Here is a 23,722-nt window from a genome sequence, read left to right on the forward strand (position 1 = left end):
CGCCCGCCGTCACTCGGCGTCGGTCAGCAGCACGGCCAGGACGGCGGCCTGGCTGTGCTCGACGTCGCGGGTCGCCGTCAGCAGGGTCAGCCCGCCGTGCTCGGCGATCTCCCGCAGGTGCTCCAGGGCCTGCCGCCGCTCCGGGTCGCGCAGCTCGGCCTGGTAGCGGCGGCGGAACTCGGCGAAGCGGTCCGGCCGGTGGGCGTACCAGTGGCGCAGGTCTGCCGAGGGGGCCACGTCCTGCAGCCACTCGTCGAGGCGGGCGTCCTCCCGGCGCACCCCGCGCGGCCAGATCCGGTCCACCAGCACCCGCACCCCGTCGCCGGGCGCGGCCTCCTCGTAGATCCTCCGGCAGGTGATGCTCTTGGCCATGGCAGCGCTCCTCGGGCCGCCGGACATCGGACCCGTCCATCGTACGTTCGGCGGCCCGCCGGGGCTCAGCGGGACCGCGGCGGTCCGGGGCCGCCGCAGGCCGCCCGGCGGGACGGGGACACCGCCCGCCCGGCCCCTGCCGTCCCGCCCCGTACAACCCCCGCCGTCCCGCCCCGTACAGCCCCGCATGACCGGACCGTCCGCGGGTACCCCCGGCCCGCACGGCCCGCCCGGCCCGTACGGGGGTGCCCCGTACGGCCCTGGCGGCCCCGTCCGCGGACCACCAGGCTCGAGGCGGCGGCTGCCCCGGCGGGCGCCGACGAGCGACGCACTGCGACCGGTCCAGCGACCCCGCGAAGGAGCAGCCATGCACGACGTCCGACCCCCCGCCGGCCCCCCCGTCCTCGCCGACGAGGAGCTGGCGGCCCTGGACGCCCACTGGCGCGCGGCGAACTACCTCTCCGCCGGCCAGATCTACCTGATGGCCAACCCCCTGCTCACCGAACCCCTCCGCCCCGAGCACGTGAAACCCCGCCTGCTCGGCCACTGGGGCACCTCGCCCGGCCTCAACCTGGTCCACACCCACCTCAACCGGGTGGTCTCCGCCCGCGGCCTGGACGCCATCTGCATCTGGGGCCCGGGCCACGGCGGCCCCGCGGTCGTGGCCAACTCCTGGCTGGAGGGCAGCTACACCGAGACGTACCCGGACGTCACCCGCGACGCCGAGGGCATGGCCCGGCTGTTCCGGCAGTTCTCGTTCCCCGGCGGCATCCCCAGCCATGTCGCGCCCGAGACCCCGGGCTCCATCCACGAGGGCGGCGAGCTCGGCTACTCCCTCTCCCACGCCTACGGCGCCGCCTTCGACAACCCCGGCCTGCTGGTCGCCTGCGTCGTCGGCGACGGCGAGGCCGAGACCGGGCCGCTGGCGGCCTCCTGGCACTCGAACAAGTTCCTCGACCCGGTCCGCGACGGCGCGGTCCTGCCGATCCTCCACCTCAACGGCTACAAGATCGCCAACCCCGCCGTCCTCGCCCGCATCCCCGAGCGCGAGCTCGACGAGCTGCTGCGCGGCTACGGGCACCACCCGATCCACGTCACCGGCGACGACCCCGCCCAGGTGCACCGCGCCATGGCCCACGCCATGGACACCGCCCTCGACCACATCGCCGTCATCCAGCGCACCGCCCGTGAGGAGGGCATCCCCGACCGGCCCCGCTGGCCCGTGATCGTGCTCCGCACCCCCAAGGGGTGGACCGGCCCCGCCGAGGTCGACGGCGTACCGGTGGAGGGCACCTGGCGGGCCCACCAGGTCCCGCTCGCCGAGGTCCGCACCGACCCCGGCCACCTGCGGCAGCTGGAGCAGTGGCTGCGCTCGTACCGGCCGGAGGAGCTCTTCGACGCGCAAGGCCGCCCCCGCCCGCAGGTCCTCTCCGGCATCCCCGAGGGCCCGCGCCGCCTGGGCGCCAACCCGCACGCCAACGGCGGCCTGCTGCTGCGCGAGCTGCCCCTGCCGCCGCTGGAGCGGCACGCCGTCCCGGTCGACAAGCCCGGCGGCTCCGTCCACGAGCCGACCCGCGTCCTCGGCGACCTGCTGCGGGACGTCATGGAGGCCACCTCCGACCGCCGCGACTTCCGCCTGGTGGGCCCGGACGAGACCGCCTCCAACCGGCTCCAGGCCGTCTACGACGTCACCGGCAAGGCGTGGGAGGCCGACACCCTCCCCACCGACGAGCACCTGGCCCGCGGCGGCCGCGTGCTGGAGATCCTCTCCGAGCACACCTGCCAGGGCTGGCTGGAGGGCTACCTCCTCACCGGCCGGCACGGGCTGTTCTCCTGCTACGAGGCGTTCGTCCACATCGTCGACTCGATGGCCAACCAGCACATCAAGTGGCTGCGCACCTCCCGCCGGCTGGGGTGGCGGGCGCCGATCGCCTCCCTCAACTACCTGCTGACCTCGCACGTCTGGCGCCAGGACCACAACGGCTTCTCCCACCAGGACCCGGGCTTCGTCGACCACGTCCTCAACAAGAGCCCCGAGGCCGTCCGGGTCTACCTGCCGCCGGACGCCAACACCCTCCTCGCCGTCGCCGACCACGTGCTCCGCAGCCGCGACTACGTCAACGTCGTCGTCGCCGGCAAGCAGCCCTGCTTCGACTGGCTCGACCTGGAGCAGGCCCGGGCCCACTGCGCACGCGGCGCCGGGATCTGGGAGTGGGCGTCCACCGACGGCGACGGCGAGCCGGACGTGGTGCTCGCCTGCGCCGGCGACGTGCCCACCCTGGAGGTGCTGGCCGCCGCCGACCTGCTCCACCGCCACCTGCCCGACCTGCGGGTACGGGTGGTCAACGTGGTGGACATCGCCCGGCTGATGCCGCAGGAGGAGCACCCGCACGGCATGCCGGACCACGAGTACGACGCGCTGTTCACCCGGGACAGGCCGGTGGTCTTCGCGTACCACGGCTACCCGTGGCTGATCCACCGCCTCACCTACCGGCGGGCCGACCACCCGCACCTGCACGTCCGCGGGTACAAGGAGGAGGGCACCACCACCACACCGTTCGACATGGTGCTCCGCAACGACCTGGACCGCTACCGGCTGGTCATGGACGTCATCGACCGGGTGCCGGGGCTGGCGGTGCGCGCCGCGCACGTGCGGCAGGCCATGGCCGACGTCCGCTTCCGCCACCACGACTGGATCCGGGAGCACGGCACCGACCTGCCCGAGGTCGCCGACTGGTCCTGGACCCGCTGACGCCGGCCGGCCCGCGCCGTACGCCGCACCCCGCCCCCGGGCGGCCCGGACCCCGGGCCGCCCGGGGGCGGGCCCCGCACCTCCCGCCCGTGGCCGTGCCTGTGCCCGGGTCCGTACGTGTGCCCGGGTCCGTGACCGTGGTCGGCCGCCGGCTCCCCGCCCGGATCAGGCGGCGCGGGCCGCCAGCGGGACCCGCCACACCAGGCGGGTGCCACCGCCGCGCGGCGTCTCCACCAGCAGGGCGCCGCCCAGCTCCTCGGCGCTGCGCGCGAGGTCCCGCAGGCCGCCCCGGCCGTCCCCGGGGCCCCCGCCGTCCCCGCCGTCCCCGGGGCCCCCGCCCCCGTCGGCGCTCCCGCCGGCACCCTCTTCCGCGGGCAGTCCCGCGCCGTCGTCCTCGACGGTGAGGGTCACCAGGTCGGCGCCGGCCTCCAGGACGACGTCCACCCGGCGGGCCCGGGCGTGGCGGGCCGCGTTCGCCAGCGCCGCGGCCAGGGCCGCCGCCGCCGCCTCGGCCGCGGCCGGCGGCACGGCGGTGTCCAGCAGCCCCTCCATGCGCAGCCGGGGGGCGAAGCCCAGCGCCGACGCGGCCTCGTCCACCAGCCGGGCCGCACGGGCGCGCAGGCCCCGGCCGGAGCCGCGCTCCCGCGCCCGCAGTCCGAAGATCGCCGACCGGATGATCCTGATGGTCTCGTCGAGGTCGTCGACGGCGCGCATGACGCGGTCGGCGGCCTCGGGGTGGTCGATGAAGCGGCCCGCGCTCTGCAGGGTCATGCCGGTGGCGAAGAGCCGCTGGATGGCGAGGTCGTGCAGGTCCCGGGCGATGCGGTCGCGGTCCTCCAGGATCGCGAGCTGCTCGGCGTCCCGCCGGTGCGCCGCCAGCTCCAGCGCCAGCGCCGCCTGGCCCGCGAACCCCAGCAGCGGCCGCACCTCCTCCTCGGTGAACGGCTGCTCACCGGGGCGGCGCGCCAGCATCAGCACCCCCCGGGTGCGCCCCGCCGCGGTCCCCATCGGCACGGCCACCGCCGGGCCCAGACCGGAGCCGCCCGGCGGACCGGCGGTGAGCCGCGGGTCGCTGTGCACGTCGGGGCTGCTCACCGGGGCGGCGCCGGTCAGGGCGGCTCCGGTGAGGGTGCCCTCCAGGGGCAGCACCAGCCCCTCGCGGCCCGCCGCCCCCTCCCCGGCCGCCAGCTCCACGACCAGGTCCCCGGTGCCGGGGAGCGGCACGGCCACGTCGGCGACGGCGGCGCCGGTGATCTCCCGGGCCCGCTCCGCGATCAGGCCCAGGACCTGCCCCTGCGGGCTGCCGGACAGCAGGCTGCCGATGACCTCGCCCCCGGCCTGCAGCCACGCCTGGCGGCGCCGGGCCTCCTCGTACAGGCGCGCGTTGTCGACCGCCACGCCCGCCGCCACCGCCAGGGTGGCCAGCACCACCTCGTCCTCGGCGTCGAACTCGCCGCCGCACTGCTTCTCCGCGAGGTAGAGGGTGCCGAACACCTCGCCGCGGACCCGGATCGGTACGCCCAGGAAGGTCCGCATCGGCGGGTGCCCCTCCGGCAGCCCGTACGCGGCCGGGTGGGCGGACATGTCGGCCAGCCGCAGCGGCCCGGGGCTGCGGATCAGCTCCCCCAGCAGGCCCCGGCCCGAGGGCGGCGGGCCGAGGGCGGCCGCCTCCTCGCCGCCGATCCCGACGGTCAGGAAGCGCGACAGGGTGCACCCGTCGGGTCCGACCACGCCGAGCGCGGCGTAGCGGGCGTCGACCAGGGCGGCGCCGGCCTCCACGACGCGGCGCAGGGCCTGGTCGAGCTCCAGCTCCCGGCCGACCGACAGGACCGCCTCGAAGAGGCCGTGGATCCGGGTGCGGGTGACCCTGGCCGCGTCGACGCGGGCCTGGAGCTCGTCCAGCAGCTCGTCCAGCCGCGACTGCTCGCGGGACCGCGCGGAACGGCCGGGGGTCCGTTGCGGGGGAGCGCTGTCCATGGCTGCCTCGGGGTGGGTACGGGCCGTCCGCACGTGGGGCGGCGTGGCGGGCGCCGTCGCGGCCTCCGCGGGACCCGCGGCGCGGCGACGGCCCGGCACCGCGGGACCGCGGGCGAGTGGCCCGGGCGGTTCCGCGGCGGCCCTGCCATTCCACCGGCGGCGCGGCCGCCCCGCTGGGGCCGAAGGGCCCCGGCCGCCCCTCCGCAGGTCCTTCGCCCGTCCGGTATCGGGTCGTCCACCGGTCCGGGTACCTTGGGAGCGCGGGCGGCCCCACGGCCGCCCGGGACCGAGGAGGACCAACGTGGGCCGCGACGCCGGCGCCGCCCGGCTGCCGCAGATGCGCCTGGACGAGCTCCTCGAGGAGCTCCAGGCCCGCATCGACGCAGCCAGGGGCACCCGTGACCGGGTGCACAGCCTGCTGGAGGCCGTGCTGTCGGTCGGCCGCGAGCTGGACCTCACCCAGGTGCTGCGCACCATCGTGGAGGCCGGCGCGACGCTGGTCGACGCCCGCTACGCCGCGCTCGGCGTGATCGGCCCGGACGGCCGCACCCTGTCGCAGTTCCTCACGGTGGGGCTGTCGCAGGGCGAGGTCGACCGCATCGGCCCGCTGCCGTCCGGGCACGGCCTGCTGGGCGAGCTGATCCGGCACCCCGAGTCGCTGCGGATCGAGGAGCTGTCCCGGCACCCCGCCTCCTACGGCTTCCCGTCCGGCCACCCGCCGATGCGGACCTTCCTGGGCGTGCCGATCCGGGTCCGCGGCGAGGTGTTCGGCAACCTCTACCTGACCGACAAGCAGAGCGGCGCCCAGTTCGACGCCGAGGACGAGGCGGTGATCTCCACCCTGGCGGTGGCCGCGGGCGTGGCGATCGACAACGCGCGCCTGTACGAGGAGGCGCAGCGCCGCCAGGCGTGGCTGCGGGCCAGCTCCGAGATCACCAGCAACCTCCTCTCGGGCGGCTCGCAGGCGCAGGTCCTGGAGCTCATCGCCGAGCGGAGCCTCGAGTTCACCGCGTCCCAGCTGGTCGACATCGCGATGCCCGGCGCCCCGGGCGAGCTGGCCGTGCGGTTCTCCGCGGGGGAGCACGCCGAGCACCGCCGCGGCATGGTGCTGCCGTTCGAGGGGACCCTCTCCGGCGCCGCGTACACCACCGGCGAGCCCGCCTTCAGCGCCGACATCGGCCACGACCCGCGGGTGACGGCCGGTCCGCCGCGCTTCGCGGGCCTCGGCCCGGCGGTGGCCGTGCCGATGGGCACCGCGGAGAAGGAGGTCCGGGGCGTGGTCCTGCTGGCCCGGGGCAAGGACGAGCAGCCGTTCACCGAGGAGGAGGTGCGGCCGCTGCTGGGGTTCGCGGGCCAGGCGGCGCTGGCGCTGGAGCTGGCGGCGCACCGGCGGGACGCCGAGCAGCTCGCGATCCTGGAGGACCGCGACCGCATCGCCCGGGACCTGCACGACCTCGCCATCCAGCGGCTCTTCGCCACCGGCATGACCCTGCAGAGCGCGGGCCGCTTCATCGACCACCCCGAGGCCGCCGACCGCGTCATGCGCGCCGTCGACGACCTCGACGAGACCATCAAGATCATCCGGTCGACCATCTTCGGGCTGCGCGCCCGCGACTCCGCCGGCGAGGCCAGCCTGCGCGCCCGGGCCGCCCGGGCCGCGGAGGAGGCGGCTGCGGCGCTGGGCTTCGCCCCCCGCCTCAGCATGGAGGGGCTGCTGGACACCGACGTGCCCCCCGCCACCGCCGACCACGTGGTGGCCGTGCTCCGCGAGGCGCTCAGCAACGCGGCCCGCCACGCCCGGGCGAACCGGGTGGAGGCCGACCTGCGCGCCACCGACTCCGAGGTGGTCCTGACGGTGACCGACGACGGGGTGGGCATACCCGGAGACGGACGCCGCAGCGGCCTGCGCAACCTGGCCGAGCGTGCGGAGCAGCTGGGCGGCACCCTGCTGCTGGAGGTCCCCCAGGGCGGGGGCACCCGGCTGGTCTGGCGGGCCCCGCTGCAGCGCGCCTGACCGGGGACGCACACCGGCCCGGACCGGGCGCCGCCCCCGGCGGCACCGGTCCGGGCCGGTGTGCGTCCCGTGTGCCCAGTGCGTTCCGCGCGCTCTGTGCGTTCCGGGCGCCCCCGCGGCACCCGCCGCCGGCGTCCGGCTCAGCGCCGGGTGCGCCCCGGCGCCCCGGCGCGGTCCTCCGCGGCCCCGGACGCCGCCTGCGTGGCGATCACCGCGGCCTGGACCCGGCGCTCCACGCCGAGCTTCGCCAGCAGCCGCGAGATGTGGTTCTTGACCGTCTTCTCCGCCAGGTAGAGGCGCTGGCCGATCTGGCGGTTCGTCATGCCCTCGCCGATCAGGGCGAGGATCTGCCGCTCACGCTCCGTCAGCCCGGACAGCAGCTCCTCCTCCGGCTCCGGGTGCTTCTCGTCCCGAAGCCGCGCCATCAGGCGGGTGGTCGCGCCGGGGTCCAGCATCGACTGGCCGGACGCCACCGTGCGCACCGCCGTCACCAGGTCGGTGCCCTTGATCTGCTTCAGGACGTACCCGGCCGCACCGGCCATGATGGCGTCCAGCAGGGCCTCCTCGTCGTCGAAGGAGGTCAGCATCAGGCAGGCCAGTTCCGGCATCTGCGAGCGCAGCTCCCGGCAGACGCTCACCCCGTCGCCGTCCGGCAGCCGCACGTCCAGCACCGCGACCTGGGGGCGCAGCGCGGGGACGCGGGCGAGGGCCTGCGCCGCGGTGGCGGCCTCGCCCACCACCGTCAGGTCGGGCTCGGCGTCCAGCAGGTCGTGCACCCCGCGCCGGACCACCTCGTGGTCGTCCAGGAGGAAGACCCTGATCGGTCCGGACCCGGCGGAACCGCCGTTCTCCGCCATCGCATGCTCCGCCTTCGCCTCGTCCCTGTCCGGCGCACGCCGCGCGGACCCCACGGGGGCATCCTGCCCGCCGGTACGCCCGGCAACCAGGGCCGACCGGCCCCACCGCGCCGGGACCGGGGGCCCGCGGAGGCGCGCCCGGAGCGCGGGGCGGGGCGCCGGGGCGCGGCGCCGGGGTGCGCGGGCACGGCCGGCGGGCCGCCCCCGCGCCGGGCCCCGCGCCGGACCGCTGCTCGGGCGTCCGGCTCGGGCGTCCGGCCCGGGCTTGAGGTTCGGGTGCCAGGCTCAGGCGTCCGGCCCGGGGGTGCGGCTCAGGGGTGCGGCACCACCGCAACAGGGCACCGCGCGTGGTGCAGCACCGCGTGCGCCGCCGGACCCACGTGCATCCCCAGCGGCGAGGAGCGCACCCGCCGGCCCACCACCACCAGCGACGCCTCCCGCGAGGTCTCCGCCAGCACCTCCCCGGCCGAGCCCAGCAGCACCTCCTCCACCGCCTCCACCTGCGGGTACTTCTCCCGCCACGGCCGCAGCACCGCCGCCAGCCCCTGTGCGGCGTCGGCCGACAGGCTCGCGGTCAGGTCGACGCCGAGGGGCGCCGCCGCGTAGCCGTACGTCGACGGCAGGCTCCAGGTGTGCACCGCCCGGACCCGTGCGGAGCGCCGGGCGGCGGTCCTGAACGCGAACTCGACGACCTCCTCGCACGGCCGGTCCAGCTCCACGCCGACCACGACCTCCCGCGGGTCGCCCGCCCCCCGGGCCTCGACCCCCTCCCCGGCCCGCACCAGCACCACCGGGCAGGCCGCGCGCGCCAGGACCTGCAGTCCCACCGACCCCACCAGGAACCCGGCCAGCGCCCCCAGCCCCCGCGATCCCAGCACCAGCAGCCCGGCCTCCCCCGCGGCGGCCACCAGCACCTCCGCCGGGTGGTCGGCGATCCGCTCCGAGGTGATCCCCAGGCCCGGGTGCCCCTCCCGCAGGCCCGACTCGACCTCCTGGAGCATCTCCTGCGCGAGGCCCGTGTCGGAGTCCTCGGCCTTCGGCGGCGCGTTGAACAGCCAGGGCCACGCGAGGACCAGCCGCAGCGGCGCCCCGCGCAGCGCGGCCTCGCCGGCCGCCCACTCGGCGGCGGACAGGCTCTCCGGGGAGCCGTCGACGCCGACGGTGACACTGCGCTCCATGCTGACCTCCGAGGACGAGGGGGTGACGGGGGACGGCCCGGGCTGACGGGGTGTGCCGGGGCCGCCGGCGGGCACGCACCCGGTCCAGCCTGCCGCCTTCCCGGCCGGCGCGCCAGGGACACCCGGCCCCGTCCGCACGACCCGCCGGCCCTTACGCCGGACGGCCGGACGTTGAAGACTTGTGCACATTCGGAGATCCTGAACATCCGGAAGGACGGGAGGGCCGATGGGTGCCTTCGACGAGGAACTGCGCCGGCAGATCGACGACGCCCGGCGCGAGCTCGCCGCGGCCCGCGCCGCCGGCGACGACGACGGCGTCCAGGCCTACGTCGGACGGGTGGCCGGACTGCTCCGGCTCGCCGCCGTCCACGGCGTCAGGGTCCCCCACGAACCGGAGGAAGAAGGAGAGGGCTGACGTGCCCGTCCCGCTGTACCAGGCCAAGGCGGAGTTCTTCCGCACGCTCGGCCACCCGGTCCGCATCCGTGTGCTGGAACTGCTCCAGGAGGGGCCGCGGCCCGTCCGCGACCTCCTCGCCGACCTCGACGTCGAGGCCTCCAGCCTCTCCCAGCAGCTCGCCGTGCTGCGCCGGGCCGGCCTGGTCGGCGCCACCCGGGAGGGCAACACCGTCGTGTATGCGCTGAGCACCCCCGACGTCGCCGAACTGCTGCGCGCCGCCCGCCGCATCCTCACCGAGATGATCACCGACCAGGGCGGCCTCCTCGCCGAACTGCGCGGGTCCGGGGCCCGCGCCGGCTCCCGGACGGCACCGGTATGAGCGGCCCCGGCACCCCCGCCGGGGCACCGCGCGCCACCCCGCCCCGCGGGCCCGGTGCGGCCGGTGCGGTCCCTGCGGCCGGGGCGCCCCTCACCCCCACCCCCACCCCCGACGCCTCCGCCGAGCGGAGCCGCAGGCGCGGCACCGCCGTCCGCGTCTTCGTCCACGTGGCCGTCACCCACCTGTGGGCCGCCCTGCTGATCGCGATCTCCGCCGTCGGCCGCCGCTGACCCCGCCGCCGACCCCGACCCCGACCCCGGCGCCGGCCCGCCGCCGGCGCCCGCACCCCGGCCCCCGCCCCCGGGCGCCCGAACCGCCCCGGGGCCGCACCGCGGAGGAGTGGTCCCGTTGCCGCAGTCCACCTGGGAGTACGAGGGCTGGGACCCGGCGCAGGAGCGGCTGCGCGAGGCCCTCTGCGCCCTCGGCAACGGCCGCTTCGCCACCCGCGCCGCCGCCCCCGAGGCCGCCCCCGGCCCGCTCCACTACCCCGGCACGTACGCCGCGGGCGTCTACAACCGGCTGGAGTCCACCGCCGCCGGGCGGCAGATCACCAACGAGGACCTCGTCAACCTCCCCAACTGGCTGCCGCTGCGCTACCGGGTCCGCCCCGACGGCGCCCCCCACGGCCGCTGGCTCGTCCCCGGCGGCCCCGGCACCCGTGCGCACCGGCTCGTCCTCGACCTGGAGGAGGGCGTCCTGACCCGCACCACCCGGTACGCCGACGACCGCGGCCGCGGCCTGCTCGTGGCCCACCGCGTCCTCGTCCACATGGGCGACCCCCACCTGGCGCTGCTGCGCACCGAGTTCACCGCCGACGGCTGGAGCGGCACGGTCGAGGTCCAGTCCGCCCTCGACGGCCGCATCGCCAACACCGGCGTCGAGCGCTACCGCGCCCTCGCCGGACAGCACCTCACCCACCTCCACACCGGCACCGCCGACGGCGACCCCGGCACCGTCTGGCTGCGCTGCCGCACCACGGCCTCCGACATCCGCGTCGCCCTCGCCGCCCGCACCCGCACCCGCCCCGACCCGGCCGCCGCCGACACCTCCCTCACCGGCCGCCGCGCCGCCCGCCTGCTCACCCTCCCCCTCGCCCCCGGCCGCCCCGCCGTCGTCGAGAAGACCGTCGCGCTCTGCACCTCCCGCGACCCCGCCATCTCCGACCCCCTGCACAGCGCCCTCGACCGCGTCCGGCAGGCACCGGACGCCGACGCGCTCCTCGACTCCCACCGCACCGCCTGGCGGCACCTGTGGCGGCGCGCCGAGCTCGACGTCCCCGGCGAGGCCGGGCGCATCCTGCGCCTCCACCTCTTCCACGTGCTGCAGACCCTCTCCCCGCACACCGCCGACCTCGACGTCGGCGTCCCCGCCCGCGGCCTGCACGGCGAGGCGTACCGCGGCCACGTCTTCTGGGACGAGCTGTTCGTGCTGCCCTACCTGAACCTGCACTTCCCCGAGGTCTCCCGCGGCCTGCTGACGTACCGCCACCGGCGGCTCCCGCAGGCCTGCCTGAACGCCCGCGCGGCCGGCCTCCGGGGCGCCCTCTACCCGTGGCAGAGCGGCAGCGACGGCCGCGAGGAGACCCAGGAGATCCACCTCAACCCGCGCTCCGGCCGCTGGCTCCCCGACCGCTCCCGGCTCCAGCACCACGTCGGCTCCGCCGTCGCCTACGACGTGTGGCAGTACTGCCAGGCCAGCGGCGACACGGAGTTCCTGCACACCCGGGGCGCCGAGATGCTGCTCCAGATCGCCCGGTTCTGGGCCGACCGCGCCGTCCCCGACCCCGCCACCGGCCGGTACCGCATCCTCGGCGTCGTCGGCCCCGACGAGTACCACGACGCCTACCCCGGCGCCGACCGGCCCGGCGTCGACGACAACGCCTACACCAACGTCACCGCCGCCTGGGTGCTCTGCCGCGCCCTGGAACTTGTCCGCTCCCTGCCGCCGTTCCGCCACGACGAGCTGCTGGACCGGACCGCGCTGCACCGGCCCGAGCTGGAACGCTGGGAGGACGTCTCCCGCCGCCTCACGGTGCCGTTCCACGACGACGTGATCAGCCAGTTCGACGGCTACGGCGACCTGCAGGAACTCGACTGGGACGGCTACCGCGCCCGCTACGGCGACATCCGCCGCCTCGACCGCATCCTGGAGGCCGAGGGCGACAGCACCAACCGCTACCAGGCGTCCAAGCAGGCCGACGTCCTCATGCTCGGCTACCTCTTCTCGCCCGCCGAACTCGCCGCCCTGCTGCGCCGCCTCGGGTACGACCTCGACGACCACACCTGGAACCGCACCGTCGACCACTACCTGCGCCGCACCAGCCACGGCTCCACCCTCAGCGGGCTCGTCCACGGCTGGGTCCTCGCCCGCGCCCGCCGCGCCGACGCCTGGCGGTACTGCCAGGAGGCGCTGACCGAGGACGTCGCCGACATCCAGGGCGGCACCACGGGGGAGGGGGTCCACCTCGGCGCCATGGCCGGCACCCTCGACCTCGTGCAGCGCGGCCTCACCGGACTGGAGACCCGCGAGGACGCCCTCTGGCTCGACCCCGTCCCGCTGCCCCCGCTCTCCCGCTTCGGCTTCCGCGTCCGCTACCGCGGGCACTGGGGCGTGCGGGTGCGGATGCACCCCGGGCAGTTGCGCATCGGCGTGCCCGACTCGGACGAGTCGCCGATCCGGGTGGAGATCGGCGGCCGGTCGGCCCTCGTCCACCCGGGGGAGGAGCGGCGCTTCACCGTGCCCCCGGGCCGCTGAGGGCCGCCGGACTGGCCGCCGCTCCTCCCACGCCCCGCCGTGCCGTGCCCCGCGCCCGCCCCGACCGGCCCCCGCCGCCTCCGCCGCCTCCGCCTCCTCCGCCGCCTCCGCCTCTTCCGGCTCCCCGCCTTTTCCGGCTCCCCGCCTTTTCCGGCTCCCCGCCTTTTCCGGCTCCCCGCCGCCTCCGGCCCGTCCGCCGAACCGTGTTTCCGCACCCGCCACCGGGGCAGCGATTCCGGCATGGCGGACATCGTGGCGTACGGCGTGCTCACCGACGAGCGCCCCCTGCTGGAGAAGGCCTTCGCCGGGCAGCACGACCTGCGCTGCCTCGACCTGCTGCTCAACCGCGACACCGCGCCCACCGCCGCCGGGTACGGGATCGTCTGCAGCAGCGTCAACGACGTCCTCGATGCCGAGGTGCTGCGCACCCTCGCCGCCGGGGGCACCCGGATGATCGCCCAGCGGTCCACCGGCTACAACAACATCGACCTCCACGAGGCCCGCCTGCTGGGCCTGACCGTCGCCCGGGTCTCCTGGTACTCCCCGTACTCCGTCGCCGAGTTCGCCTGGGCGCTCGCCCTCGCCGCCGACCGCCGGGTCGTCCGCGCCGTGGGCCGCACCCGCGAGTTCGACTTCCGCCTCACCGGGCTCCTCGGCCGGGACTTCCACGGCCGCACCGCCGGGGTCCTCGGCACCGGCCGGATCGGCACCGCCTTCGCCCGCATCGCGGCGGGCTTCGGCATGCGCCTCCTCGGCTGGGACCTCGCCGAGAACCCCGAGTGCACCGCCCTCGGCATGGAGTACGTCGACCGCGACCGCCTCTTCGCCGAGTCCGACCTCGTCAGCCTGCACCTGCCGCTGACCCCCGCGACGCACCACGTCGTCGACACCGCCGCCCTCGCCCTCATGCGCGACGACGCCCTCCTGGTCAACACCAGCCGCGGCGGGCTCATCGACGCCGCCGCCCTCGTCGAGACCCTGCGCGCCGGGCGGCTCGACGGCGTCGGCCTCGACGTCTACGAGGAGGAGGCGGGGCTCTTCTTCTTCGACCGGTCCCTGGAGGTCATGACCGACGACGTGCTGGCGCGGCTCATGAGCTTCCGCAACGTCCTCGTCACCTCCCACCAGGCGTACTTCACGCAGGACGCCGCCGTGCAGATCGCGGCGGCCACCGCCCGCAACGTCGCCGACCACCTCGCCGGCCGCACGAGCGAGAACACCCTCGTCCCGCCGCCCGGAGCCGGGGGCCGCCCGTCACCCCCGCCGCCCGCCCCGAACCCGTGAGCGCCGTCGTCACCTGGCGCGTGCGGCCCGGCCGCGAGGACACCTTCGAGGAGTGGGCCCGCGGCATCACCCGCGCCGCCTCCCGCTCCTGCGCCGCGACCGGGGCGTCACCTGGCTCCGCCCCCGGGACGGCGGGCGCGACCACCACGCGGTCCTGCACTTCCGCGACGCCCGGCGGCTCTCCGACTGGATGGACTCGCCCGAACGCGCCGCCTGGCACGCCCGCATCTCCGACATCGCCGTCCCCGCCGACGAGCAGCGGCGGCACACCGGACTCGACACCTGGTTCCCGCTGCCGCCCGGCGCCGAGGAGCAGATGCCCCGATGGAAGATGTGCGTCGTCACCTTCTGCGGCGCCTCCCCGTTCTCCCTGCTCTTCCAGGGCCTCGCCGTCCACCACATCGCCGGCTGGCCCTCGCCCTGCGCGCCGCCGCCTTCCCCCCTCCTCCTCGTCCCGCTGCTCACGTACCTGGTCCTGCCGGCCCTCAACCGCCTCCTCCGCCGCTGGCTCTACCCCCTCCCCCCACCCCCACTCGCCGGAACCTGCCGCCCGCCCCGTCCCCCACACCACCCCGGCGACCCGGTACGCTAGCCCTGGCCGTCCCACCGGCGGCCGCGCCTCAGTAGCTCAGGGGATAGAGCACCGCTCTCCTAAAGCGGGTGTCGCAGGTTCGAATCCTGCCTGGGGCACACAGCGCGACCAGCACCAACGCCCCGGAGCCGAGAAGGCCCGGGGCGTCGTCGTGCCGGGTGACATCACCAGGTGACATCAACGAGGGCGGCGCTCGAGCAGCCGGTCCATATGGCTGATCGCCTCCCGCTGAGTGTCCTGCACCACGTGCGTGTAGACATCCATGGTGATGCTGATCTGGCTGCGCCCGAGGATCTCCATCACCACGCGGGGCGCGACCCCGGCCGCGGTGAGCAGGGTCGCGCAGCCGTGCCGGGCGTCGTGCAGCCGGATCACCCGCAGGCTGGCCCTCTCGGCGACCCGGGTGAATGAGCGGTACAGGTTGCGCGGCTCGACCGGTCGACCGGTCCGTGTGGTGAAGACGTAGCCCGACTCCTCCCATGCCCGCCCGGCGCGGTTCCGGATGGCTGCCTGCCGCATGCGATGCCAGCGCAGGGGCGCGATGCACATCGCCGGGAGCGGTACGGCCCGACGACGGCGCCCCTTGGGGTCGTCCTCGTACAGCACACCCCGACGCTGCTGGGTCTGCTTGCGCACCAGCAGGACGCGCTTCTCCAGATCGATGTGCTCCCAGCGCAGACCCAGGATCTCTCCGCGCCGCAGGCCCATCGCGATGGCGAGGACGAACGCGGCGTACAGCGGGTCTTTGCGGGATGCAGCGAGGAAGTCCAGGGTCTCATCCAGCGACCACGGACTCAGCTCCCGCGACTCCGGCCGAGGCGGCTCGACCAGCTTGGCCACGTTACGGGCGATCGGGTCTGACACGAAAATAAAGGGAAGCAGCAGTTCAGGCGGTTGCTAGGGGCTCGAATCGGATGGTGAGTCCGAGGCTGTTCGCCTCCTTGGTCATGCGGCGCATGGCACGTTCGGGATCACGCTTGGCGAAGTAGTCGGCTCCCAGGTCGCGGTACGGGGTCTTGTCGCGCAGTGCGTGCCAGATAGCGATAGCGATCTTGTGCATGACGGCGACCATGGCCCGTCTGCCGCCCCTGCGGGCGGAGATGCGGCGGAAGAACGCGGCCAGGTAGGAGGTCTTGTCCCGGACTGCCGCCATCGCGGCTGTTCCCAGTAGGCGTTTGAGGTTGCTGTTGCCCGGGCGGGTGCGTCCGGACCGGCTCACCCCGGCGGATTCGTTCTGCCCCGGGCAGACGCCGATCCAGGAGGCAAGGTGCTGGGCGGAGGCGAACCGGGTCATGTCCCCGCCGGTTTCGGCGATGACGATCTCGGCGGCGAGCCGGCCGACACCGGGGATGGTGTCCAGGTGGTCCAGGTCCTGTTTGCGGTCGGCCAGTAGTGCGGCGATCCGGGTGTCGAAAGCAGCGGCAGCGGTGTTGAGGCGGTCGATCTCGTCCAGGTAGTGGCGCACCATGAACGCGTGGTGGTCGGTGAACTCGCCGTCCAGGGCCTCGATGAGCGCCGGGATCTTATTGCGGGCCTTGCCGCGGGCCAGGTCTGCCAGGCGTCCAGGGTCGCGTTCTCCGGCGATGAGGGCTTCCAGGATGGCACGCCCGGTGACGCCGACGACGTTGCTCAGCACTGAGGTGATCTTCATCCCGGTGTCCTCGAGTTCCTTCTCCAGCCGCTGAGCCTCCCACCCGGCTGCTCGGGCGATCCCGGTCCGGCGCCGGGTCAGGTCCCGCAACTCGCGGATCTCCCGCTCCGGGACGAAGGAGCCCATTGCCATGCCGGACGCGCCGGCCCGAGCCAGGAAGGCCGCGTCGCTCGGGTCGCTCTTGCGGCCCTTGATCCCCTTCAGGTGAGCGGGGTTGACCAGCATCAGGTTCAGCTGCGGCTGGAGCATGTAGTAGACGCTTCGCCAGTAGTCCGAGGTGGCCTCCATAACGACCACCTCGACGCGGGCTTCGACCAGCCAGGCCAGCAGCCTGCGGATCTCGGCTCTCGTGGTGCCGAACCGCTCGGTCTCCAGGCTCCAGCTTCCCGGGCGGGTCGGGCTGGGGGTGCGGGTGCAGGCGAGCAGGAACCGCTTGCCCAGGTCCACTCCCGCCGACCTCAGGTGGATGACCTCGTCCTTCACGTCCTGCCGGGCCATGGCCCACTTCCTCCCCATCGGCGTGACGGTGCCGGCGGGTGTCCCGGAGGGGCCGGGGAGAAGACGGATTCTGACACGCGTGCTCCGGGCAGCAAGGCTGCCGTGGCGACAAACCGTGGTTCCCTGGTCGGCCCCCATGGCCATCCTGTACGACGAGCTCACTGGCATCGCAGACCCATCGGCTGACCGGGGCACCCGGGCTGATTTTCCTGTCTCCGAGGTGATCAGCGCAGCGTTTCCGGCCTCCCTGTACGGTCTTCGGTGTAACTCCCGGGACCCCGTCCCGCGGACAAGACCGCGGCTCTGGCGCTGGCCGCTGAGCGGCTGGCCGAGGTGCCCGTACTGGTCCCGGTGTTCTCTCATCGGTTCCTGCCCGCGTTCCGGGGAACGACGGGCGATCCGGTGCTGTCCGTGTACCAGACCGACATCATCTACTCCGGTGCGGACCTTGCCGGCTACCTGCTCCGCGAGTTCGGGCCGACGGGGCGCTCCCGCGAAGTCGAGAACGCCAACCGGATCCCCTTCTGGTCGTTCTTCCTGGAGGATGCCGATCCGGTCCCCGAGTACCCCTGCCCGAGCCGTGAGGGATGACGGCCCGAGCTGTCGCGGCAGCGATGGACGCCCCTCGGGGCGGAAGCCCTCCTCGGCGGACGCCGGCCGGCCACGCTGTGGGGGAGCGGGGATCGCGAGGACGTGAAGAGGCCTGTGGCCCGAGGTCGCGACTTGTGCTGCACCGCTCGTCACGGCTACTTGAGCAGGAGGGGGACCCCGCTGTCGCCCTGCAGGTAGGGCCACAGGCCCGCGTCGTCGACGGGGTGGAGGGTGCGGGCGACAGCGGCGAGGTCCGGACGGTGGCCCGGCGAGTTGACGGAGAGGGTGACCAGGACGCCGTCACGCCGCAGTGCGTAACCGCTCCAGGCGCCGTGGGCCAGGGCCCAGGAACGCGCGCCGGTGCGGACGCACCGCTCCGGCCTGGCGCCGACGATGCTGCCGGCGGGCGCCCCGGGACGGTCGTGGGAGGCGAGCTCGGCCAAGGTCGCACAGGGGTCGGTGGCGGGCGGGGAGACGGTGACGACGCCTCCCTGGCCGATGTCGTCCCCCAGGTACCTGACGGTCGTGCGGGCGCCGAACGGGCCGGTGGCCAGGTGCAGTTCCGGTGCGGCGCCGGGCCAGTCGACCGTGGCCAGCAGGGCGCGGTCGACGCCGGGATGGCTGCTCAACCAGCTGCGGACGACAAGGCGCTCCTGCGCGTCGCGCAGCGGTACGGCGGTGCCGGCCACGACCAGCGCCGTCGCCGCAGTGACGATCATCGGCCCCCGGCGGCGGGCCTCGATCAGCAGGTAGGCCAGCGGGTAGGGGACGGTGAGCAGCAGCATGGTCAGCGAACCGAAGGCAGGGCGGGCTCCCCCGGGTGTGACGGCGTTGCTCAGCGCGATGACGCATCCGCTGCCGAGGAGCAGTGTCCGGATGCTCGTGCGGGCCGAGTACTGCGGCAGGGGCGAGAGCCGGAAGAGGCCGTAGTGCAGCAGCCCGAGCGCAGCCGCGTTGCAGAGCACCCACACGCCGAGGGCGATCCCGAGGTGGGCGAGCCCCCAGGTCCGTCCGCTCGGTCCGAGGTCCGCGATCGCCAGACCGGTGATCTCGGCGCCCAGGGCGGAGAGGACGCCCGCCGCCCACACGACGGGCAGGGCGAAGCGCAGCGCTGTGGCCGAACTGCCTGCTTGTCCCTCCTGCACGTCTCCCCCTCGGTCCGAGCGGCTCGCGAGGAGTGATCATGCCATGCGCGGTCGGGGAGCGTACCCCCGGAGACGAGGTGCGGCGTGACCGGCGGCCGACCGCCTCGGTGATCGGGCGCAGCCCCGCACAGCGGTCGTCGGACAGGTGACGTCGGGACGGCCGCGGAGCGCCGGCGACGGTGCAGGCGGCCCGCCCCGGGACCGAGGGGACGCGGCCGTCACGGCGGGGTCCGCCGTACGCGTCGAGGGGACGCCGGACGCCGTGACCACCTCCGGGTCCCTCCACGTCATCGGCCCGAGGGGGCAGCCCGCCGCGGCCGTGCAACCTTCCCGCCGCCCCACGGGTCTTCGCGCTGTACGTCCCTGCCCGCACAAGCGCGAAAGGCCCCCGTGCACCAGAAGAGATCCGTCGCCGTCCTGACCGGCGGCGCTCTGTCCGCCGTCGCCCTCGGCGGTCTGCTGGCCGCCGCCGCCCCGCAGGCGGCGGCCGCCGCCGCCTGCTCGGCCAACGTCTACCAGCGGACGTTCTACAAGAACACCGCGTTCTCCGGCTCCGCGGTGCGGACCGACTGCGACGACGTCATCAGCCAGAGCTGGTCCGGCAGCCCGGCCACGGGTGTGTCGTCGGACAACTTCGGTGTCCGCTGGTCGGTGACGCGCGACTTCGGCTCCGGCGGCCCCTTCACGTTCACCGCCTCCGCCACCGACGGCGTCCGCGTCTACCTGGACGGCGTCCGCAGGATCGACCTGTGGACGGGCACCGGCGACACCGCCCGCTCCAAGGGCGTCAACCTCACCGTCCCCTCCGGCCGGCACACCCTGCGCGTCGACTACGTGAACTGGAGCGGCGCCGCCAAGGTCGCGTTCACGTACACGCCCCGGACGTCGGCCGCGTACGACAGCACGAAGCCGCTCGCCCCCACCGGTGTGAGGACCGCCTACGACACCAGGACCCGCAGGACGACCGTCTCCTGGTCCGCCAACAAGGAGATGGACCTGGCGGGCTACTCGCTCCACCGGCGGCCCGTCGGCTCCGGCACCTGGACGACGGTCGCCACGACCGCCGCCCGCAGCTCCACCGACCCCCTGGTCAACCCGGACGACCGCACGCCCTATTACTACGAGGTGCGCGCCAGGGACAAGGCGGGCAACACCTCGTCGGGCAGCGTGGACACCATCGTCCGCCCCCTGCCCGTGGTGACCTCCCTGACCGGCACGTACGACAGGGCGACCGGCAAGGTCGCCCTGACGTGGCCGCTCAACACGGAGCCGCACTTCGACCACTACACGGTCCTCAGCAACGACAAGGTGGACGGCTCCTACAGGTGGGTCCCGCTCGGCACCACCCGGGGCAGCACCTGGACCGCCGGCCCCGTCGCCGCCGACGGCGAGACCCGTCACTACCGCGTCCTCGTCACCAACGACGGCGGCACCACCACCTACAACCCCGACCGGCTCGACGCCACCGCCGCCAACGAGCTCTGGCTCGGCATCCCCGACGGCATCGCCCCGGTCCGGGCCCCCGAGCTGTCCCTGGGCTCCTGCACGGGCGGCATCCGGGCGACCGCGACCGACGACACGCCGTCCCCGATCCGCGACTTCGCCGGATTCGAGATCGAACGCCGCGAGGCCGGGACGGACACCCGGTCGGTGGTCCTGCACAAGGCGTACGACCCGCGCCTCGACCCCGCCGCCGTCACCGTCTGCGACCCGCTGCCCGCCGACGGGCGCACCTACGAGTACCGGGCCCGCACCTATGACGCGGCCGGCAACTACTCGCCGTACAGCGAGATCCGGGCGTCGACCGCCGGCTGACGGCCACAGGGGGCGGTGCGGCCGGACGGGCCCGGAGGTGATCACGGCACCGCCGGGGCCCCGGTCCGCGCCTCCCGTCCCGTTCCCGCGGGTCTCCCGGCCCCCGCCGGGCACGTCACGGGGACGGGGGCCGGGGAGACCCGTCGCGGGACCGCGGCAGTGCACGCCGTCGGCCCGCGACGGGTCTTCCCGGCTGCCCGGCCGGAGGGTCCGGCGTCCGCCGCGCCGGGAGCCGCAGGACCGCACCGCACCGCACCGTGCCGGCCGGCCGGCTGCCCGTCCTGCACGAAGGTCCCGGGCGCCCCGCTCCGACGCGCTCGTACGGATCGGGGCGGGCGCCGACCGCCGGGGCCGTGCGCCGGCGGCCCTACGACCGGGCGCCCCGGCCGGCCGGCCCGCTCCTGGGGCGCCATCCGGGCGGCGGGTCCTCGCCGACCCGTCCGTCCACGGCCTCGCGGAGCAGATCGGCGTGCCCGGTGTGCCGGCCGTACTCCTCGATCAGGTCGCAGACGAGTCGGCGCAGGCCGGCACGGCGGCCGTCGGGCCAGGTCAGGTGGACGAGCCGGTCGAGCCCGCCGTCGGCCAGGGCCGCGTCGAGCCGCGCGCGGGACCGCTCGACGGCGCCGTCCCACAGCGCGTAGAGCTGCTCGGGGGTGTCGTCGGCGGCGGAGGCGAACGTGAACTCCCAGTCGCCGCTGCCGTCCCAGCCCATGGCGTCCCACGGCGCCCCGATCGGCTCCCCGCTCAGCCGGATGGTGAAGAGGTGGTCCTCCGCGGCGGCGAGGTGCTTGAGCAGGCCGCCGAGGGTCAGCGAGGAGGCCCCGACACGGGCCCGCAGCCCGGCCGCGTCGAGGTCGTCGGCCTTCCAGCGGAAGGTTGTGCGCAGCCGGTCGAGCGCACCGGTGAGGTGCTCGACCTCGCTGCCGGCCAGGGGCGGTTCCCACGGGCGGTCGCTGTCGGTCATGCGTGCCACCGTAGACCCGGCCACCGACATCCGGCCCCGGAAACCGTACGACGGGGGTACGGCGGCGAGGACGCCGACGGCGACGGAGCCGTACCGGCGGGGACCCCCGGCGGCTCCCGGTCCGGCGGCTCCCGGTCCGGCGGCTCCCGTGCTCCCCGGACAGGCGCCGCGCGTCCCCCCGGCGTCGCGGGAGCCGGGCCGTCGGCGGGGGAGGCGGCGGAACCGGAGCCCGGCCCGCCGCCGTCGGCGGGCCCGCCCGCCGCGCACGCACCCGAGGCCGCGCGGTCGGCCCGGAAGCGGGTGAGAATGAGGAGCGGACCGGCGGAGGCGCCGGCCGCCGCAGCCGCGGGACTGTGGAGGTCTCATCGTGCCGGGCCGGGGTCGTACGGCGCGCTGGTGGAGGAGGCGTTCTCCCAGTGCCACCTCCCGGTGGCGATCTACGACCGGGACCTGCGCACCCTGCGGGCCGGCCTCGGCATGGCCCGGGTGCTGGGCGTCCGCGAGGACGGGATGCTCGGCAGGCGGCTCAGCGAGATCATGCCCGGCCCGCTGTGCGAGGGTGCGGAACAGGCCATGGCCGGGGTCCTCGCCTCGGGGGCGCCGACGACGCTGCGGGTGCTGGGGGCCGCCCGCTCCGGCGGCCGGCCCCGGGTCTGGTCGGTGACCCTGTCGCCGCTGCGCGACGGGAGCGGGCGCACGTGCTGGGTGCAGCTGACCGCGCTGGACACCACCGACCAGTACTGGGCCCGGGAGCGCCTCGCCCTGCTGAACGAGGTCAGCGCCCGCGTGGGCACCACGCTGGACGTCGTGCGGACCGCCCAGGAGATGGCCGACGTCGTCACGGGCGGCCTCGCGGACCTCGTCACCGTCGACCTGCTGGAACCGCTCTTCCACGGCGGCGAGCCGGACACCCGGCCCCCCGGTACCGGCCTGGTGCTGCGCCGGGCCGCCCACCAGTCCGTCCTGCCCGGCGTGCCCGAGACGGTGACCCGGGTGGGCGAGGTCGACCACTACCCGGAGTGCGCGCCGCCCGCCCGCTGCCTGGCCACCGGCAGGGCGTCGCTGCACCCCGTCCTCGACCGGGAGATCCGGGACTGGGCCGCGGGCGACCCGGCCCGGGGCAAGCTGATGCGCATCCACGGGGTCCACTCGGTCATGGTCGTCCCGCTGGCCGCCCGCGGTACGGCGCTCGGCGTCGCCGTCCTGGCCCGCCACCGGCGCGCGGAGCCCTTCGACGAGGACGACCTGCTGCTCGCCGAGGAGGTCGGGGCGCGCGCCGCCGTGGCCGTGGACAACGCCCGGCGCTACGCCCGCGAGCACGCCACCGCCTTCGCCCTGCAGCGCAGCCTGCTGCCGCACCGCCTCCCCGCCAGCCAGGCGGTGCAGGCGGCCTCCCACTACCTGCCGGCGCGGAGCAGGGCCCGCGTCGGCGGCGACTGGTTCGACGTCATCCCGCTCTCCGGGGCCCGGGTCGCCCTGGTCGTCGGGGACGTCGTGGGCCACGGGCTGGGCGCGTCGGCGACCATGGGCCGGCTGCGCAGCGCCGTGCGCGCCCTCGCCGACGTCGACCTGCCGCCCGACGAGCTGCTGGTCCACCTCGACGACCTGGTCACCCACCTGGCCGAGGAGGACGCCGGGGCCGACACCGGTCCCGAACCCGGCATCGTCGCCACCTGCCTGTACGTGGTCTACGCCCCCGTCTCCTGCCGCTGCACCGCCGCCAGCGCCGGGCACCCGCCCCCCGTCGTGGCCGGACCCGGCGCGGCCGCCGAGCTGCTCGACCTGACGCCCGGACCGCCGCTCGGCGTGGGCGGCCTGCCGTTCGAGACCACGGAGCGGGAGCTCGACCCGGGCAGTCTGGTGGTCCTCTGCACCGACGGGCTGATCACCGCCGGCGGGCGCCACGTCGACACCGGGCTCGACCGGCTCCGCGCGGTCCTGGACCGCCCCGCCGCCACCCCGGAGGAGGGCTGCGACGCGATTCTCGCCGACCTGCTCGCCGAGCAGCCCACCGACGACGTGGCCCTGCTCGTCGCCCGCACCCGCGCCCTGGCCGCCGACCAGGTCGCCACCTGGGACCTGCCCTCGGACCCGGCCGCCGTCGCCCCGGCCCGCGCCCGGGCGGCGGACCGGCTGGCCGCCTGGGGGCTGGAGGAGCTCGTCTTCACGGCCGAGCTGGTGGTGAGCGAACTGGTCACCAACGCGGTCCGGTACGGGGGCGCGCCCGTCCGGCTGCGCCTGATCCGCGACGCGACGCTCATCTGCGAGGTCTCCGACAGCAGCAGCACCTCCCCGCACCTGCGGCGCGCCCGCACCCACGACGAGGGCGGCCGCGGCCTCCTGCTGGTCGCCCAGCTCTCCGCACGCTGGGGCACCCGGCACACCCCGTCCGGCAAGACCATCTGGGCGGAGATCGCCCTGCCCGGCGGGGATCCGGTGTGACGGCGGCGCGGTCCGGCCCGCCGAGGACCTCCGGCGGACGGCGGCGCCGGCCCGTCCCGG

General features: G+C 75.7%; 18 protein-coding genes, 1 tRNA gene and 1 pseudogene. 12 read left to right on the forward strand and 8 right to left on the reverse strand.

Annotated elements, in window-relative coordinates; genetic code table 11:
- Positions 1-9: 9 nt before the first annotated feature.
- Positions 10-372 (reverse strand): DUF488 domain-containing protein, encoded by a 363-nt coding sequence (locus tag ACFY07_RS14405; protein ID WP_390868943.1) that lies wholly within the window; start codon positions 370-372, stop codon positions 10-12.
- Positions 373-739: 367 nt separating this feature from the next.
- Between ACFY07_RS14405 and ACFY07_RS14410 the strand changes: the two genes are divergently transcribed.
- Positions 740-3,124, forward strand: a complete 2,385-nt coding sequence (locus tag ACFY07_RS14410) for a phosphoketolase (RefSeq protein WP_390868944.1) — start codon at positions 740-742, stop codon at positions 3,122-3,124.
- Positions 3,125-3,289: 165 nt separating this feature from the next.
- On the opposite strand, the gene ACFY07_RS14415 is transcribed toward ACFY07_RS14410, so the two are convergent.
- Positions 3,290-5,101 carry a GAF domain-containing protein gene (locus tag ACFY07_RS14415; RefSeq protein ID WP_390868945.1) on the reverse strand — a complete coding sequence of 604 codons (1,812 nt, stop codon included), beginning with the start codon at positions 5,099-5,101 and terminating at the stop codon, positions 3,290-3,292.
- 337 nt (positions 5,102-5,438) lie between these two features.
- Between ACFY07_RS14415 and ACFY07_RS14420 the strand changes: the two genes are divergently transcribed.
- Positions 5,439-7,115 carry a GAF domain-containing protein gene (locus ACFY07_RS14420; RefSeq protein WP_390869108.1) on the forward strand — a complete coding sequence of 559 codons (1,677 nt, stop codon included), beginning with the start codon at positions 5,439-5,441 and terminating at the stop codon, positions 7,113-7,115.
- A 140-nt stretch (positions 7,116-7,255) separates the two neighbouring features.
- Here ACFY07_RS14420 and ACFY07_RS14425 read toward each other — a convergent pair whose 3' ends face one another.
- Together ACFY07_RS14425 and ACFY07_RS14430 are read right to left on the reverse strand one after the other, a co-directional pair.
- The gene (locus ACFY07_RS14425) at positions 7,256-7,972 is read right to left on the reverse strand and encodes a response regulator (RefSeq protein WP_390868946.1); all 717 of its coding nucleotides are present in this window, start codon (positions 7,970-7,972) and stop codon (positions 7,256-7,258) included.
- Positions 7,973-8,283: 311 nt separating this feature from the next.
- On the reverse strand, positions 8,284-9,150 hold the full coding sequence (locus ACFY07_RS14430; RefSeq protein WP_390868947.1) for a universal stress protein: 867 nt from the start codon (positions 9,148-9,150) through the stop codon (positions 8,284-8,286).
- A gap of 226 nt (positions 9,151-9,376) precedes the next feature.
- On the opposite strand from ACFY07_RS14430, the gene ACFY07_RS14435 reads away from it, so the two are divergent.
- From ACFY07_RS14435 to ACFY07_RS14465, 7 genes are all read left to right on the forward strand, one after another.
- Positions 9,377-9,565, forward strand: a complete 189-nt coding sequence (locus ACFY07_RS14435; RefSeq protein WP_230653200.1) for a hypothetical protein — start codon at positions 9,377-9,379, stop codon at positions 9,563-9,565.
- A 1-nt stretch (position 9,566) separates the two neighbouring features.
- Complete coding sequence (locus ACFY07_RS14440) at positions 9,567-9,926, forward strand: helix-turn-helix transcriptional regulator (protein WP_230653198.1); 360 nt, start codon at positions 9,567-9,569, stop codon at positions 9,924-9,926.
- Positions 9,923-10,156, forward strand: coding sequence for a DUF6126 family protein (locus ACFY07_RS14445; protein WP_390868948.1), 234 nt, complete (start codon positions 9,923-9,925; stop codon positions 10,154-10,156). The genes ACFY07_RS14440 and ACFY07_RS14445 overlap by 4 nt, the downstream gene beginning before the upstream one ends.
- Positions 10,157-10,274: 118 nt before the next feature.
- Positions 10,275-12,680, forward strand: coding sequence for a glycoside hydrolase family 65 protein (locus ACFY07_RS14450; protein ID WP_390868949.1), 2,406 nt, complete (start codon positions 10,275-10,277; stop codon positions 12,678-12,680).
- 240 nt (positions 12,681-12,920) lie between these two features.
- Complete coding sequence (locus tag ACFY07_RS14455) at positions 12,921-13,964, forward strand: 2-hydroxyacid dehydrogenase (RefSeq protein WP_390868950.1); 1,044 nt, start codon at positions 12,921-12,923, stop codon at positions 13,962-13,964.
- A gap of 52 nt (positions 13,965-14,016) precedes the next feature.
- A complete protein-coding gene (locus ACFY07_RS14460) occupies positions 14,017-14,556 on the forward strand; it encodes an antibiotic biosynthesis monooxygenase (RefSeq protein WP_390868951.1) in 540 nt (179 codons plus the stop codon).
- Between the two features lie 25 nt (positions 14,557-14,581).
- Positions 14,582-14,654, forward strand: a tRNA-Arg gene (locus ACFY07_RS14465).
- Positions 14,655-14,733: 79 nt separating this feature from the next.
- Here ACFY07_RS14465 and ACFY07_RS14470 read toward each other — a convergent pair.
- A pseudogene (locus ACFY07_RS14470) lies at positions 14,734-15,408 on the reverse strand (tyrosine-type recombinase/integrase); the annotation flags it as partial.
- 34 nt (positions 15,409-15,442) lie between these two features.
- Complete coding sequence (locus ACFY07_RS14475) at positions 15,443-16,705, reverse strand: IS110 family transposase (RefSeq protein WP_390868952.1); 1,263 nt, start codon at positions 16,703-16,705, stop codon at positions 15,443-15,445.
- Between the two features lie 333 nt (positions 16,706-17,038).
- Here ACFY07_RS14475 and ACFY07_RS14480 point away from each other — a divergent pair, with 333 nt between their 5' ends.
- The gene (locus tag ACFY07_RS14480; RefSeq protein ID WP_390868953.1) at positions 17,039-17,296 is read left to right on the forward strand and encodes a hypothetical protein; all 258 of its coding nucleotides are present in this window, start codon (positions 17,039-17,041) and stop codon (positions 17,294-17,296) included.
- 155 nt (positions 17,297-17,451) lie between these two features.
- Here the strand turns inward: ACFY07_RS14480 and ACFY07_RS14485 are convergent, their stop codons facing one another.
- A complete protein-coding gene (locus tag ACFY07_RS14485) occupies positions 17,452-18,441 on the reverse strand; it encodes a hypothetical protein (protein ID WP_390868954.1) in 990 nt (329 codons plus the stop codon).
- Between the two features lie 390 nt (positions 18,442-18,831).
- Between ACFY07_RS14485 and ACFY07_RS14490 the strand changes: the two genes are divergently transcribed.
- On the forward strand, positions 18,832-20,256 hold the full coding sequence (locus tag ACFY07_RS14490) for a PA14 domain-containing protein (protein ID WP_390868955.1): 1,425 nt from the start codon (positions 18,832-18,834) through the stop codon (positions 20,254-20,256).
- 367 nt (positions 20,257-20,623) lie between these two features.
- Here the strand turns inward: ACFY07_RS14490 and ACFY07_RS14495 are convergent, their stop codons facing one another.
- Entirely contained in the window at positions 20,624-21,220 is a 597-nt protein-coding gene (locus ACFY07_RS14495; RefSeq protein WP_390868956.1) for a DUF664 domain-containing protein, read from the reverse strand.
- 306 nt (positions 21,221-21,526) lie between these two features.
- On the opposite strand from ACFY07_RS14495, the gene ACFY07_RS14500 reads away from it, so the two are divergent.
- On the forward strand, positions 21,527-23,662 hold the full coding sequence (locus ACFY07_RS14500; RefSeq protein ID WP_390868957.1) for a SpoIIE family protein phosphatase: 2,136 nt from the start codon (positions 21,527-21,529) through the stop codon (positions 23,660-23,662).
- Positions 23,663-23,722: the final 60 nt, after the last annotated feature.

The sequence above is a fragment of the Streptomyces sp. NPDC001380 genome (assembly GCF_042895785.1).
Lineage (GTDB): Bacteria > Actinomycetota > Actinomycetes > Streptomycetales > Streptomycetaceae > Peterkaempfera.